Raw genomic sequence first — 14,509 nt, 5'->3', positions numbered from 1 at the left:
TACAATCTTGCCAATACTCCCGGGTAGCGTAGAAATTGCTCTATTCTATCAAGGAGGGCACATATGAAAATCAAACATCAGAATTATTAATTCAAAAATGAAGAAGAGCAGAAAAGTGCTGAATACTCTGAAATGGCAATGGGTATTTGGCTTCACAATTTTTTATGCCCAGATCGGCATGTCCCAAAACAATATTTCATTGGACGACCTCTCCTTTTTTAAGGAACCAGGCAAAAGCTGGAGTATTGTGGGCAATGTGGTAGCAGATTTACAGGAGGACAAAACTTTGGAAGTGTCCAAAGGAACCGGAATTTTGGTCAATAATCCTTCCAAAAAGAAAAAAGGATTAGACCTTTATTCTAATGAAGAATTTGGTGATATGGACCTGGAACTGGATTTCATGATGGCCAAAGGTTCTAATTCAGGAATTTATTTACAAGGAAGGTACGAAGTCCAGTTGCTGGATAGCTGGGGAGTGAAAAATCCTAAAGCTGGTGACAATGGCGGGATCTATGAAAGATGGGATGAAAGTAAGCCAGATGGCCAAAAAGGTTACCAGGGTTATGCACCTCGACAAAACCCAAGTCTTGCCCCGGGTTTATGGCAACATTTAAAAATCAGATTTCAGGCACCTAAATTTGATGAAAGTGGCAAAAAAATCGCCAATGCCAGAATGTTGGAAATCGAACTCAATGGTGTGACTATTCATGAAGATGTGGAGCTTTTTGGTCCGACAAGAGGCCCCATGGCTGAAAATGAAGTAAGCAAAGGACCTTTGAGAATTCAGGGAGATCATGGGCCTGTAGCTTTTAGAAACATTCAAATTACAAACTATGGCAAGAAAAACCCTACCATGAGTGATTTGAAATATCATGTTTATGAAGGGGTATTTGAGGTGGAGCCCGATTATGCTTCAATTGAGGCCAAAAAGTCGGGGGAAACTGAAAAATTAACTGCAAACGTAAGCCATGTAAAAAATAACTTTTTGATTAAATTCAATGGTAAGCTAAGTGTTCCTGAAGCAGATGAATTTAAATTTTATATCAATGCCCCGGGAGGATTTGGAGCTACGAAAATTAATGGAGAAAAAATCCTTTCAGGAAAACCTATTTCATTAGACAAAGGGGAGCATGACCTGGAAATTGTTTATGCCAAAACAGTGAGCTGGGTGCCTGGAAGCATCGGGTTTGCATTAGAAGGAAAAGGGATCAGACGATTCCATTTCACTGAGGATAATTTCAATACCAACAGGACAGCTGATCCGATTTTGGTTCATGCCCCTGAAACTAAAATATTGAGAAGTTTTGTAGATGTTCCTGAAGCCGACAGAGTGGTACATGCAGTTTCTGTAGGAAGTCCTCAAAAAATCCACTATACCTACGATATGGATAATGGCATGATTGTTCAGCTTTGGAAGGGGGAATTTTTAGATGCTACACCTATGTGGCATAGCCGTGGAAATGGCGTTTCCAAGCCCATGGGAGCTGTAAAATTCTTTGGCAAACCGCTTCCGGTTGTTCAAAAATTAGCCAGTTCTGCCACAGCATTTAAACAGGATACAACTGGTACTGGTTACAAACCAAAGGGATATTACCTGAATGAGGCTGGTCTTCCTACTTTTAAATATCAGATTTTTGATCAGACCATTCATGATGAAATCAGGGTATCGGAAGATGGTAAAGCACTCAAAAGAAATATAAAACTGGAAAGTGCAGGAGAAGGCATGTATATCCAGCTGGCTTCCGGAGATTCAATTGAAGATTTGTCAGATGGATTGTATTTGGTTGATGATAAATCATTTTACCTCAGAGTGGACAATGCCAGTCAGGTAAAACCTGTCATTAGGGAAATCAATGGGAAAAAGGAATTAATCGCTCCGGTGACTAATTCCCTTAGTTATACCATCCTTTTCTAATAAAAGGTAATTCCATTACTGAGCAGTTAAATTCATTATCAGTCATTGTGGCAAATTTAAATTCGTGAATTATTCAGCCACAATAAAAAGAATCTAGAAAAATGAAAAATATATTAATCAAATTAAAAGCAGGGAAAAGCCTCATTTCGCTTTTTGCCCTGTTATTTTCCACTGTATTTCTGAGCAATGTTTCCGCTCAGGAATCTCCTTTAGAGGAAGATTTTTTTAAGATCATGAAAGTACCTTCCCCGGAAGGAACTATTCTGGAAGTTGGAGGACTTACCACCCTGCCAAATGGAGACCTGGCTATTTCCACCAGACGTGGTGATGTTTATATAGTAGAGAACCCTACCAGTATGAACCCATATTTTAGGAAATTTGCCTCAGGGCTTCACGAAATTCTTGGTTTAGAATACAAGGATGGTGCTTTGTATTGCGCCCAAAGAGGGGAATTAACCAAACTGGTAGACACCAATAAAGATGGTTATGCCGATGTTTACGAAACTGTTTCGGCCTGGCCAATTTCAGGTCATTACCATGAATACAGTTACGGCCCTAAAATCGCTCCTGATGGTTCCTTCTTTGTGTCAGGAAATGTGGCCTTTGGAAACGAAGAATGGTGGAGAGGAGAAAGCAGGGTGCCATGGAGAGGCTGGATTTTCAAAATTCATCAGGATGGTCAATTAGAGCCATGGGCCACCGGAATGAGAAGTCCTTGTGGTCTTAGCATGATTGATGGTGAACTTTTTTATACAGATAATCAGGGAGACTGGTTTGGTTCCGGAGGAATATGGCAGGTTGAAAAAGGGGATTTCGTAGGTCACCCAGCAGGATTAGCCTGGTCTGGTTCACCTAATTCTCCTGTAACTTTATCGGAAGAAGAATTTTTTGCCAAAATAGACAACAGACAGGTGAAAAATGAAAATGGCCGATATATCAAGCCAGAGAATATTACTGACGAAAAAGACTTCAAAACCTTATATGATGTAAAAAAGGAGTTTGATCAGGTAAAACTTCCCGCAGTTTGGTTACCTCATGGAATTTTAGGTATTTCCAACTCTGAAATCGTAAAAATTCCGGAATATACTTTTGGCCCATTTCAGGGACAATTGCTTGTGGGTGACCAGGGGCAAAGTAAAATCATGAGGGTTCACCTGGAAAAAATAAACGGTGAATATCAGGGGGCTGCATGGGATTTTAGAAGTGGATTCCAATCCGGTGTACTGAGAATGTCATGGGCGGAAGATGGCTCATTATTCGTAGGTGAAACTAACAGAGGTTGGGGTTCTGCCGGAGAAGCCAATGAAGGACTTCAAAGGCTAATTTGGAATGATCAGGTGCCTTTTGAAATGCTAAAAATTAATGCCAAGCCTGACGGGTTTGAAATCGAGTTCACCCAGCCAGTGGATAAGGCAACTGCTGAAGATATCGCTTCATACAGTGTTTACAGCTACACTTATAAATATCACCCTGTTTATGGTAGCCCTCCAGTGAAAAACAAGACTCATAAAGTAAAAGGGGTATTGGTATCTGATGATGGAATGAAAGCCAGAATTATTGTGGATAGTTTGCAACAATATCACGTTCATGCAGTATCCTTAACTGGTGTAAGAGATAAAAATAATTCTTACTCTTTGGTGCACCCTACTGCATATTACACTCTAAATAATATCCCTAATGGAGAAAAATTAGATATTACCAAGGTGAGCACAAAGGATTCTTCTATTCCGGTGGAAGTAGAGAAAAAGCCAACTAAATCTACTACTTCAACTAAAAAAACCGCTCCAACTAAAAAGGTTGTAGCCGTAGCTTCTGCAGCACCAACTTATGACGAGGTAAAAGGAATTTTAACCAAAAATACCTGCCTGGCTTGTCATAATACAGACAAAAAACAAATTGGGCCTGCATTTAAAGATGTGGCAAAAAGGAAATACACTCCAGAGCAAATTGTAGAATTAATTTACAATCCTAAACCTGAAAACTGGCCAGGATATGCTACTGAAATGCCTCCTATGCCTCAGGTTCCAAAAGCTGAAGCTTTAAAAATTGCCAAATGGATCAATTCTTTGGATTAAAAAGTAGAATCAAAATTCATAAAAAAAGCAAGTCAGAGCATCTGACTTGCTTTTTTGCTTTTTATGGAGGACAAATTCATTTGTCGAAAAGTACACTTCTCACTTTTTCTCCACTTTAAATACAACCGCCATTTCATCCAGGTCGGTGGCTGGTATACTTATTTTTAAGCCTTCATCAGTAAGGGACCATTCGATTTCCGCATCATTTCCCAACAATGAGATTTTACTAATTTCTACAGGTTCGGGTAAATTTTCCCTGGAAAAAGAAGTCAGTAAAATTTCTTCATTAGCTTGAGGAGCTCCAAGCGTCATGACATAGATATTATCTCCTTTTGCGGTAAACCGGTAATCCTTTTCCGAATACTTAATTTTTAGAAATTCTGCATGATTTTTAAAATGGCCTTCAGGTTCTTTGGTAGGTCCTTCCCCATAAGTGTACCAGGGTTTGGTGTCATATATAGCTTCACCATAATTGCTCAACCAATTACCCATTTCCAGTAAGGATGTTCTCTGATCTTCGGGAATAGTACCATCCGCTTTAGGGGAAATATTTAATAACAAAACGCCATTTTTACTTACAATATCAATGAGTACATGAAGCACTTCCCCTGCTGGTTTTATTTTTAAATCTTCTGTATAACACCAGCTTCCCTTGCTTATGGTTTCATCGGTCATCCAGACTTTTTCCTCCAGTCGGTTTTTCCTGGATTTCTCCAAATCGTCTACACTCACATCCAATGGAAGATCATCCTGCTTTCTTACAATTACCACTTCTTTGCCCCATTTCTCTGCTTCATTCAGGTAGTAAGCACAAAACTCCTGTCGGTAGGATTCAGGAATTTCATCCAGCCAGGAATCAAACCACATAATATCAGGTTGATATTTATCTATTACTTCAACCAGTTTACCCATCCAAACCTCTCTGTTCCATTGTTCCTCCGGAATATTTCCGTACAGGTATTTCAATTCTTCATCCTCACTGCTTGGAGGCATACCTTCAAAAAATGGATAATGACTATTCCAATAAGGATTTTCTGAAGTAGAATTATGTCTTTGTAAGTGCCTGGCATGGTGAAATGTGGCAATAAGTTTCATATCACTGGCTTTAATCTCCTTACTCAATTCGCCCAGAATATCTTTTTTAGGACCTTTATCCATACTATTCCAGGGAGTTATTTCACTATCCCACATCGAAAAACCATCGTGATGTTCGGCTACAGGCCCGGCAAAACGCGCCCCTGATTTTTTGAATAATTCTACCCACTCTTTAGCATCGAAATGTTCTGCTGTAAACATGGGAACAAAATCATGGTACCCAAATTCAGAGGGATGACCATATTTTTCCAGGTGATGTTTGTATTCCTTTCTATTTTCGAAATGCATGTGCCGGGGATACCACTCATTCCCAAATGCGGGAACAGAATACACTCCCCAGTGGAAATATATACCCAGCTTGGCATTGGCAAACCATTCTGGCGCTTCATTATGTTTTTTTAAAGATTCCCAATCCGCCTTGTAGGTCAGTTCTTTTTCAGGGCTTTCGTCCTGTTCCTCCTGCTTTGGAGCATTGCAGGATAATAAACTTGCAAAAATTACGAGTAAAGGGTAAAAAATAATTTTGTACCTTATAAAATCCATTTTCATAAAATTTGATTCATTGATTCAAATAACTAAAGCAGCAAGGTAGAGCAGATAAATATAAGATTCAAGTTAAAGGTTTTACCTCCCAAGGCAGGAAGGTTTTTTTTGCCCCATACCGTGAGAATGAACCTTTTTTACCTGCATTTTTGAGAAAATAGTACAATAAACCGGAGATTATTTTAATGAAATTTGTTCCTAAGCTAATGGATTTATCATGACGAATCCGGAATGGTTCGGGAAGGCATTCTTAATACAGTTTTAACCTTCATTGCTAAAATTTGCACATCAATAGTTAAAATAATACTATTTGTGTGTGTTAACTCCAGATAACTTTACAAGTTGTTGGAAGGTGAATTTAGAGGGCTGCCTTCCCGGACGATACTAACATAATTCTAAAAAATATGAAACGCGGAAAATTACCTAGCATTTACCTTTTCTCTTCCCAGCTTCTTTGTCTATTCATTGCGCTAATTTCGGCAAGCTGTCATGTGGAAAAGCCAGCAGAAATTGTGGAGGCTTATCAGGATCTTCCCGAAAAAATTGACTTTAACCTGCATGTAAAACCAATTCTTTCCGACAGGTGCTTTGCCTGCCATGGTTTTGATAACAATAAAAGAGAAGCCGGCCTCAGACTGGACACGGAAGAAGGAGCTTATGCCGCATTAACGGAATCACCGGGAAAACATGCCATTGTACCGGGAAAGCTGGGCAAAAGCGAAGTCTGGTACCGCATGATTTCTGACGATCCGGAACAGGTAATGCCACCAAGCGAATCCAACCTTACTTTAAGCACGGAGGAAATTGCCACTATTGCCAAATGGATTGAGCAGGGTGCAGAATACAAACCTCACTGGTCATTTATCAAACCTGAAAAACCTGAAGTTCCCACGGTAAAGGAAGAGGGTCTTGTGATAAATGAAATTGACTATTTTGTATTAAATAATCTGGAAAAACAAGGACTTTCCTTTTCTGAGGAAGCCAATAAAGAAACACTGGTTCGTAGAGTTTATCTTGACCTTACAGGGCTTCCCCCTACCCTTTCACAAATTGATGCATTTTTAAATGACCACTCTGAAAATGCTTATGAAAAGCTGGTAGACCGGCTTTTAAAGTCCAAAGAACACGCTGAAAAACTGACTATGGACTGGCTGGATGTAGCTCGTTATGCCGATTCCCATGGTTATCACGCAGATGGTTATCGCTACATGTGGCCCTGGCGTGACTGGGTGATAGATGCATTTGATAAAAATATGCCATTCGATCAGTTTGTAACTGAACAAATTGCCGGAGATCTGATGCCCAACCCCAGCAAAGAACAAATTCTGGCAACGGCATTTCAGCGAAATCATCCGATGACAGCCGAAGGTGGAATTGTGGATGAAGAATACCGACTAGAATATGTATTTGACCGGGCTATTACAACTTCAAGAGCGTTTTTAGGATTAACCCTGGAATGTAGCCGGTGTCACGACCATAAATATGATCCCCTTACCCAAAAGGATTTTTACAAACTTTCTGCTTTTTATAATAATGTGAATGAGGTGGGAATGACCGGAGATGATGGCAATGCAGGTCCCATGCTGTGGATGACATCAGAGGAAACCGATCAGCAAATTGAATTTATCAAAAATCAGCTTAAAGGGGGTGACGAAAAACTAGCGGAAATAATTGAACAGATTTCTCAATCTGACTTATTGGTAAAACAATTTAAAAAACCTGCTAAAATTCCACAAAATGGCCTTGTGGCACATTACCCGCTGGAGCAGACCGAAAATAATAAAACAAGAAACCTGAAATCGCCATCCAAACCTGCAAAAGCCTATGGAGAACTGGATATTGTGGAAAGAGGAACACATAAAGGATTAAATTTTAATGACGATTATGATTATCTTCATTTGGAAGGCGTGGCCCATGTAGAAAGATATGAACCCTTCAGTATTGGGGTTTGGGCAGCTCCGGAAAATGTAGATGATTTTACCGTAATTTTTGGAAATGCCGGAAATAAAAACTCTTACTGGAGAGGTTATGAGGCTTACCTGGATAAAAATCTGCAACTTACAGTAAGGTTAATGCATGCCTTACCCCATAACCTCATCCATATTTCAACAAAAGAAAAAGTTTCGGAAAAAGAATGGACTCAGATTACCATTACCTACGATGGGTCCAGTAAAGCAAAGGGCTTGAAGATTTTCCTCAATGGTAAGGAAGCTGAGGTGACTGTTCACCATGATAACCTGTATAAATCTCTAAAATCCCAGAATAAAAACTTACAATTTGGAAAAAGCTACAGGGCATTTTCAGGAGATAATGGAATCTATACAGGAAACCTTTCAGAAATTGTGATTTACAACAGGGATTTATCCGCTTTGGAAGTTGCAGTTTTAGCCGGAAAAGATGGTATTCCCGAAAATCCAGATAATTGGACGGATAATGATAAAAAGCTGGCAGCCGAGTATTTTGCCAAAACTCAGGATGCTCAAGTCAAAAAAATTCAACAAGAATTACTGGATATCCGGAAAAAGGATTTCAGTCTTTTGGATACTATTTCGGAAGTGATGGTGATGGAAGAAATGGATAAACCCAGAAAAACGCATGTGTTGGACAGAGGGGTTTATGATTCTCCAAAAGAAGAAGTTGATCCCGGAACACCCGATGCTGTTTTGAGCTTCGCTGAGGATTTACCTAAAAACAGACTTGGACTGGCACAATGGCTTTTCCATGAAGATAATCCTTTAACTGCCAGGGTTACAGTAAACCGCTATTGGCAAAACTATTTTGGAAAAGGAATAGTGAGTACTCCGGAAGATTTTGGAAACCAGGGAGCATTACCCAGCCATCCCAAATTATTAGACTGGCTTGCCATCCATTTCAGGGAATCCGGCTGGGATGTAAAGGCACTTCAAAAAATGATTGTAATGTCAGCCACTTACCGACAAAGTTCCAAAGCTTCGAAGGAATTAAGGGAATCTGATCCTGAAAATATCCTTTTAGCAAGAGGCCCAAAACACCGTATGTCAGCGGAAATGATTCGGGATAATGTCTTGGCTTCCAGCGGACTATTAGTGAAAAAAGTAGGTGGCCCCAGTGTAAAGCCCTATCAGCCAAAAGGATTGTGGAGTGAAAAAGCTTCCTTTTCCGCCATTTTATTAAAGTACAAGGAAGACAAAGGAGAAGGACTTTACCGAAGAAGCATGTACACCTTTATCAGACGAACTTCCCCTCCCCCTTCTATGATGGCTTTCGATGGTTCCGACCGGAATGTTTGCATAGTGAGAAGGCAAAATACCAATACACCTTTACAGGCACTGGTGTTGCTTAATGACCCACAATATGTGGAGGCTTCCAGGGTGTTAGCTGAAAAATTATTGAAAGACGATCAAGGAGAAATTGATACCAAAATTGAAACCGGTTTCAGACTCTTAACCGGCAGAAATCCCAATCAGGACGAGTTATTATTGTTTAAAAATCTGTATGAGGATGAATTGAAAAACTATAAGGAAAATCCTGGAAAAGCCCGGGAACTTTTGTCCATTGGTGATATGCCTTTTGATCGCCAGCTTGATCCGGTAAAAACTGCAGCACTTGCCGTGACCACCAGCATGATGATGAATCAGGATGAAGTTTATACCAAGCGATAGGGTAAAAATTGGCCAAGTTTTAAAGACAAAAAAGACATTTAAATTGATATGAAAGCATTTGAAAACCACCGCACAAAATCCAGAAGAGATTTTCTTACCAAAAGTTCACTAGGCCTGGGAGGAGTAGCATTAGCTTCTTTATTCTCAGGAAATAAATTATTAGCTTCCAGTGGAATACCCAATGATGGCGGTGGCATTCTGGATAAATTGCACCATCTGCCTAAAGCCAAAAGGATTATTTATCTTTTTCAATCGGGTGGCCCATCTCAGCTGGAAACTTATGATTACAAGCCTACTTTGGAAAAAATGCATGGAGAACAACTTCCCGATTCTGTGCTAAAGGGCAGAAGACTTACAGGAATGACTTCGGGTCAAAAATCCATTCCATTAGCAGCTTCTCATTTCAAATTTAATAAACATGGCCAGTCTGGTATAGAAGTAAGTGAATTACTGCCCAATATTGCCGGAATTTCAGATGAAATTTGCCTGATCAAATCCATGTACACTGAAGCCATTAATCACGATCCGGCTATTACTTTCTTCCAAACCGGATCTCAACAACCGGGTAGGCCATCTATTGGCTCATGGCTTAGCTATGGCCTGGGTACCGACAATGAAAACCTACCCTCCTTTTGTGTGTTGCTATCAGCCGGAAGAAATGGTGGCCAACCACTTTATTCAAGACTTTGGGGCAATGGCTTTTTACCTTCTCTGCACCAGGGGGTACAATTCCGTTCGGGGAAAGACCCTGTTTTATACCTGAACAATCCTCCGGGAATTGACAGAAATGACCGGGCCAGACAACTGGAATATTTAAAGCAGGTCTATGAAAACCAATATAATGCTTTTGAAGATCCGGAAATTCAATCGAAAATTGCCCAATATGAAATGGCCTACCGAATGCAAAGTTCTGTGCCTGAAACGATGGATATCACCGGGGAGCCAGATTATATTTATGACATGTACGGTCCTGATTCCAGAAAACCTGGAACATATGCAGCCAATTGCCTTTTAGCCAGAAGACTGGCCGAAAGAGATGTGAAATTCATCCAATTGTATCATCAGGGATGGGATCAGCACGGCAATCTACCCAACGATATTCAAACCATGTGTAAAAGTGTGGATCAGCCTACGGCAGCATTAATCAAAGATTTAAAACAAAGAGGATTACTGGAAGATACTTTGGTGATATGGGGAGGAGAATTTGGAAGAACTAATTATTCTCAGGGGAAATTAACCAAGACAAATTATGGCAGAGATCATCATGCTTATTGCTTTTCTGTATGGATGGCGGGAGCTGGAGTGAAAAAAGGTTACATTCACGGCCAAACCGATGATTTTGGGTTTAATATCGTAAAAGACCCCGTCCATGTGCACGATTTTCAGGCTACCTTACTTCACCTGCTTGGAGTTGACCATGAAAAACTGACTTTCAAACATCAGGGAAGAAGATACAGGTTAACAGATGTCCATGGAAACGTTGTCACTGATTTATTAACCTGATTATTTTGAATTCAATAAGAATTAAAGGACTTTTAAAAATTGGAAACAATCCCGATATTGCAAGTTTTACCATTGTCTCAACAGGGTTTTCTCCTAAGAGAGCCCCTGCTTTATAGCAGAACCCTTACAAAAACGGAGGGTCGCAAAAATGCAAACCCTGCTGAAACCAAATGGTTGTTATTAAAAAATTTTGACTCAACAAATAGAAATATTAATTTTATAAGATGAAAATGAAATCTACAAGTAAGAATAGGAGAACCTTTTTGAAGAGTGCTGGAGTATTAGCAGGAACTGCATTAGTAACACCAACCTACAGCTTTAATATCAACAAAAGCAAACCAAAATTAAGCAAGGAAGTTATTGGACATGGAGATTTTAAATACCGTGTGCATAAAGAATGGGGGAACCTGGATCCTGCCAAAACCCCAATTAACAATTGCCATGAAATGGTGATGGACTCCAAAGGAAGGTTGATCATGGTGGGGGACGAAACCAAGAATAATATTTTAATCTATGACAAATCCGGTAAATTACTGGATTCCTGGGGCCACGATTTCCCTGGCGGCCATGGCTTAACTTTATCCAATGAAGGCGGTGAAGATATGTTATTCATTTGCGATCCTAATATCAGCAAAGTATTCAAGGCTACTGTAGATGGAAAAATCCTTTTAACGATAGACCATCCTAAAACCATTGGAATTTACAAGGAAGACGATCCCTTCAAGCCTACTGAAACTGCCATTGGTCCAAATGGTGATATCTATGTAGCCGATGGTTATGGTTCACAGTATATCATTCAGTATAATTCCAAAGGAGAATACATCAGGCATTTTGGTGGAAAAGGGGATGGTGATGATAAATTCGATACAGCTCACGGAGTTTGTCTGGATACAAGAGACAAGAAAAATCCTACTTTAATTTGTACTTCAAGATCTCATAATTCATTCAAGAGATTTTCGCTTGATGGTAAATACTTGTCTACTATTTTCCTACCCGGAGCTTTTGTGTGCCGGGCAGTAATTGATGATGATAATATTTATGCAGGGGTTTGCTGGTCGAGATTAAAATACCTGAACCGTACCAACGATTCCGGTTTCGTCACTATTTTGGATAAAAAGGATAAAGTCATTTCCAACCCGGCAGGAACTGCTCCGGAATACAGAAATGGAGAATTACAATTGATGGTGCAGGAAACTCCGGTTTTCAATCACTGCCATGATGTGTGTATCGATGAAGATAAAAACATATATGTCTGCCAGTGGAATGCTCACCAGACTTATCCTATAAAACTGGAAAGGGTTTAAATTTAAATAATTAAAAAACATTTCAATTTTGCCATTACAATTTGATAAGAAATGAATTTTCTCAGAATAATGAACATGGTACATACTAAATTTTATCAGTTATGATATTCAATATTTTATTAGCTGCCGATGGTCCTTCAGACTTTGTGATCTTTTTTGGAAGGTTTCATCCGCTTGTGGTGCACATGCCAATTGGTTTTTTGATTTTGGCTTTTTTAATGGAAATGGCTTCAAGATGGCAGGAAAAATATAAAAGTCTACGAGATGCCACAGGATTTGCGCTTTTATTAGGAGGAATCAGTGCAGTAGTTTCAGCCATCGTTGGTTTTATGCTTTCTCAGGGTGGTGGTTATGATGATTCCACTTTATTCTGGCACAAATGGCTGGGTATTTTTGTAGCAGTATTTGCTTTTGTAGCCTATTTTGCCAAAATAAAATCTGAAAATGGCGATCAGCAATTGATGAAGCAGTTGTACACTTTTTCGCTTTTTGCAGTAATGGGGATAATGACTTTTGCCGGTCATTTAGGAGGAAATTTAACCCACGGTTCTACTTATCTTACACAATATACACCCGAGCCATTCAGGAGTATTGTGGGGATGGAACCCAGAAAAGGGAAAGAAAGGAAAAAAATTACAAATTTGGATTCGGCTTTGGTTTTTGAAGATATCATTCAGCCCATGATGGAGGCCAGATGTGTAAGTTGCCACAATCCTGACAAGCAAAAAGGAGAATTGCTCTTAACTTCAGTAGAGGCTTTTAAGGCAGGTGGGGAAAATGGACCAATCATAGAAGCCGGAAATGCGCATGGCAGTGAAATTTACAAAAGAATTACCTTACCGCATGATGATGATGATTTTATGCCTCCGGAAGGTAAAACACCATTATCAGATGAGGAAGTGGAAATTATTGCCTGGTGGATTAATAAAGGAGCTTCTTATGAAAATAAAGTGGCCCAGGTGGGAATGGATGATGAAATTAAACTGACTCTGGAAAAGACTTTGGGTGTTGGGGAAGCCGGAAAACCAGATTTCCTTGAAACTGAAATGGCAGCAGCCTCTCCTGAAGCCATTGAAGGGATCAAAAAAGAAGGCGCTCTGGTGATGAACATCGCCATGGAAAATTCCTTTTTGGATGTAAATTTTGCCACTTCTGGAAAAGAGGTTACCAAAGCAAATCTTGAAGCTTTATTGAAAGCTAAAGATCAGGTAACCTGGCTGAATCTAAGCGATTGTAATATTACGGATGAGCATTTGGAAATTATCGGTCAATTGCCTAATCTTACCAAACTGAGATTGGATAAAAATGAGATTACAGATGCTGGCATAAAACATTTGGAAAAACTCGAGCATTTGGAATACATCAATTTATATGGAAGTAAGGTGGGTGATGAGAGCTTAAATTCTTTAAAAAAGCTGCCAAATTTGAAAAAAGTTTATTTATGGCAAACTAATGTAAATAAAGAGGCAGTAAGCAACGTTAAAGAAGAGCGACCTGACATGGAAATTAACATAGGTGTAGAAATGGAAGATTCTACTGCTAACTCAACTAAAGAAGCATAATAGAATTTTTATTACTTTCTACCAAAAAATGAAAAGCCCGAGTGTTAAACAACTCGGGCTTTTATATTTATGAAAAATTGTAATAAAAGCTATTCGACTTTTGCAAAGTCGAATCACTATCCTAGGATTTATAATCCGATTTTGCAATGATGATCCGGATTAAAAATCCTACGATAGAACATCGGGATTATAAATCCCGATGAGCACCATAGCAGCACTTGTGAGCATTTTCCTACACCCCTCCCTTTTTTTCATTGAACATTTACTCAATTTGGTTGTTTTCCATTTCAGGTTGGTTGAAAAAATCACATAGTTTATCAGTTTATTTAATTGCATATGCAACTACTTCTTATAATTGTCTATCTTTGCGCTTAATATTCTATGTTATGAAAAAAAAGGAAGACATCCTTAACCTGGAGCACACTTTACTTCCCTGGATGGGAAGGACAATGAAGGTTCTTGATTATTTTATAGGAGATTTCCTCAACCTAAAAGGCATCGAACTAACCAAAGTCCAATGGATTCTGCTCAAAAAGCTGAATGAACAAAATGGACAACCTCAACAAAACCTGGCTTTCCTCACCAACAGAGATAAAGCCTCTCTTGCCCGGCTGATTACTACCATGGAAAAAAAAAAACTGGTTGAAAGAATTCCTTCTAAAATTGATGGGAGGATCAATCATATTTTCATTACTAAACACGGATGCGAAATTTTACAGAAATCGGCACCTGTTATAGAAAAAGTGGTTGGTTGTATACAGGAAGGAATTTCACCTGAAGAAATTGAGACAGTAATAAAAGTAATGCAAAAAGTAAACAATAATATTAACCGGGCTTCAAACTAAACATTGGGCTTTTTATAAACACTAAA

Annotated in this window: 8 protein-coding genes; 7 read left to right on the top strand and 1 reads right to left on the bottom strand. The window is 39.2% G+C overall.

The features are described 5' to 3' along the window. Positions 1-97: 97 nt before the first annotated feature. Positions 98-1,915, top strand: a complete 1,818-nt coding sequence (locus tag A3EM_RS0110250; RefSeq protein WP_020528114.1) for a 3-keto-disaccharide hydrolase — start codon at positions 98-100, stop codon at positions 1,913-1,915. Between the two features lie 101 nt (positions 1,916-2,016). Then, on the top strand, positions 2,017-3,990 hold the full coding sequence (locus tag A3EM_RS0110245; RefSeq protein ID WP_020528113.1) for a c-type cytochrome: 1,974 nt from the start codon (positions 2,017-2,019) through the stop codon (positions 3,988-3,990). Between the two features lie 99 nt (positions 3,991-4,089). On the opposite strand, the gene A3EM_RS0110240 is transcribed toward A3EM_RS0110245, so the two are convergent. Further along, entirely contained in the window at positions 4,090-5,628 is a 1,539-nt protein-coding gene (locus A3EM_RS0110240) for an alpha-L-fucosidase (protein WP_157637810.1), read from the bottom strand. A gap of 404 nt (positions 5,629-6,032) precedes the next feature. Here A3EM_RS0110240 and A3EM_RS0110235 point away from each other — a divergent pair, with 404 nt between their 5' ends. The 5 genes from A3EM_RS0110235 to A3EM_RS0110205 all read left to right on the top strand — a co-directional run bounded on the left by A3EM_RS0110235 (position 6,033) and on the right by A3EM_RS0110205 (position 14,483). Beyond that, the gene (locus A3EM_RS0110235; RefSeq protein ID WP_083925209.1) at positions 6,033-9,269 is read left to right on the top strand and encodes a DUF1553 domain-containing protein; all 3,237 of its coding nucleotides are present in this window, start codon (positions 6,033-6,035) and stop codon (positions 9,267-9,269) included. 48 nt (positions 9,270-9,317) lie between these two features. Continuing rightward, positions 9,318-10,772 carry a DUF1501 domain-containing protein gene (locus tag A3EM_RS0110230; RefSeq protein ID WP_020528110.1) on the top strand — a complete coding sequence of 485 codons (1,455 nt, stop codon included), beginning with the start codon at positions 9,318-9,320 and terminating at the stop codon, positions 10,770-10,772. 224 nt (positions 10,773-10,996) lie between these two features. Then, a complete protein-coding gene (locus tag A3EM_RS0110220) occupies positions 10,997-12,076 on the top strand; it encodes an NHL repeat-containing protein (protein WP_020528108.1) in 1,080 nt (359 codons plus the stop codon). A 101-nt stretch (positions 12,077-12,177) separates the two neighbouring features. After that, positions 12,178-13,638: a c-type cytochrome domain-containing protein gene (locus tag A3EM_RS0110215; RefSeq protein WP_020528107.1), complete on the top strand. Its 1,461-nt coding sequence runs from the start codon at positions 12,178-12,180 to the stop codon at positions 13,636-13,638. Between the two features lie 386 nt (positions 13,639-14,024). Then, on the top strand, positions 14,025-14,483 hold the full coding sequence (locus A3EM_RS0110205) for a MarR family winged helix-turn-helix transcriptional regulator (protein WP_020528105.1): 459 nt from the start codon (positions 14,025-14,027) through the stop codon (positions 14,481-14,483). The last annotated feature ends 26 nt before the right edge of the window (positions 14,484-14,509 follow it).

Source organism: Flexithrix dorotheae DSM 6795 (genome assembly GCF_000379765.1).
In the GTDB taxonomy this organism is placed as follows: domain Bacteria; phylum Bacteroidota; class Bacteroidia; order Cytophagales; family Flammeovirgaceae; genus Flexithrix; species Flexithrix dorotheae.
This window is presented reverse-complemented; position numbering and strand designations above follow the sequence as displayed.

Coding starts and splice junctions, on each gene's coding strand:
- A3EM_RS0110250 (WP_020528114.1), top strand. CDS start 98: ATGAAGAAGAGCAGAAAAGTGCTGAATACTCTGAAATGGCAATGGGTA.
- A3EM_RS0110245 (WP_020528113.1), top strand. CDS start 2,017: ATGAAAAATATATTAATCAAATTAAAAGCAGGGAAAAGCCTCATTTCG.
- A3EM_RS0110240 (WP_157637810.1), bottom strand. CDS start 5,628: ATGGATTTTATAAGGTACAAAATTATTTTTTACCCTTTACTCGTAATT.
- A3EM_RS0110235 (WP_083925209.1), top strand. CDS start 6,033: ATGAAACGCGGAAAATTACCTAGCATTTACCTTTTCTCTTCCCAGCTT.
- A3EM_RS0110230 (WP_020528110.1), top strand. CDS start 9,318: ATGAAAGCATTTGAAAACCACCGCACAAAATCCAGAAGAGATTTTCTT.
- A3EM_RS0110220 (WP_020528108.1), top strand. CDS start 10,997: ATGAAAATGAAATCTACAAGTAAGAATAGGAGAACCTTTTTGAAGAGT.
- A3EM_RS0110215 (WP_020528107.1), top strand. CDS start 12,178: ATGATATTCAATATTTTATTAGCTGCCGATGGTCCTTCAGACTTTGTG.
- A3EM_RS0110205 (WP_020528105.1), top strand. CDS start 14,025: ATGAAAAAAAAGGAAGACATCCTTAACCTGGAGCACACTTTACTTCCC.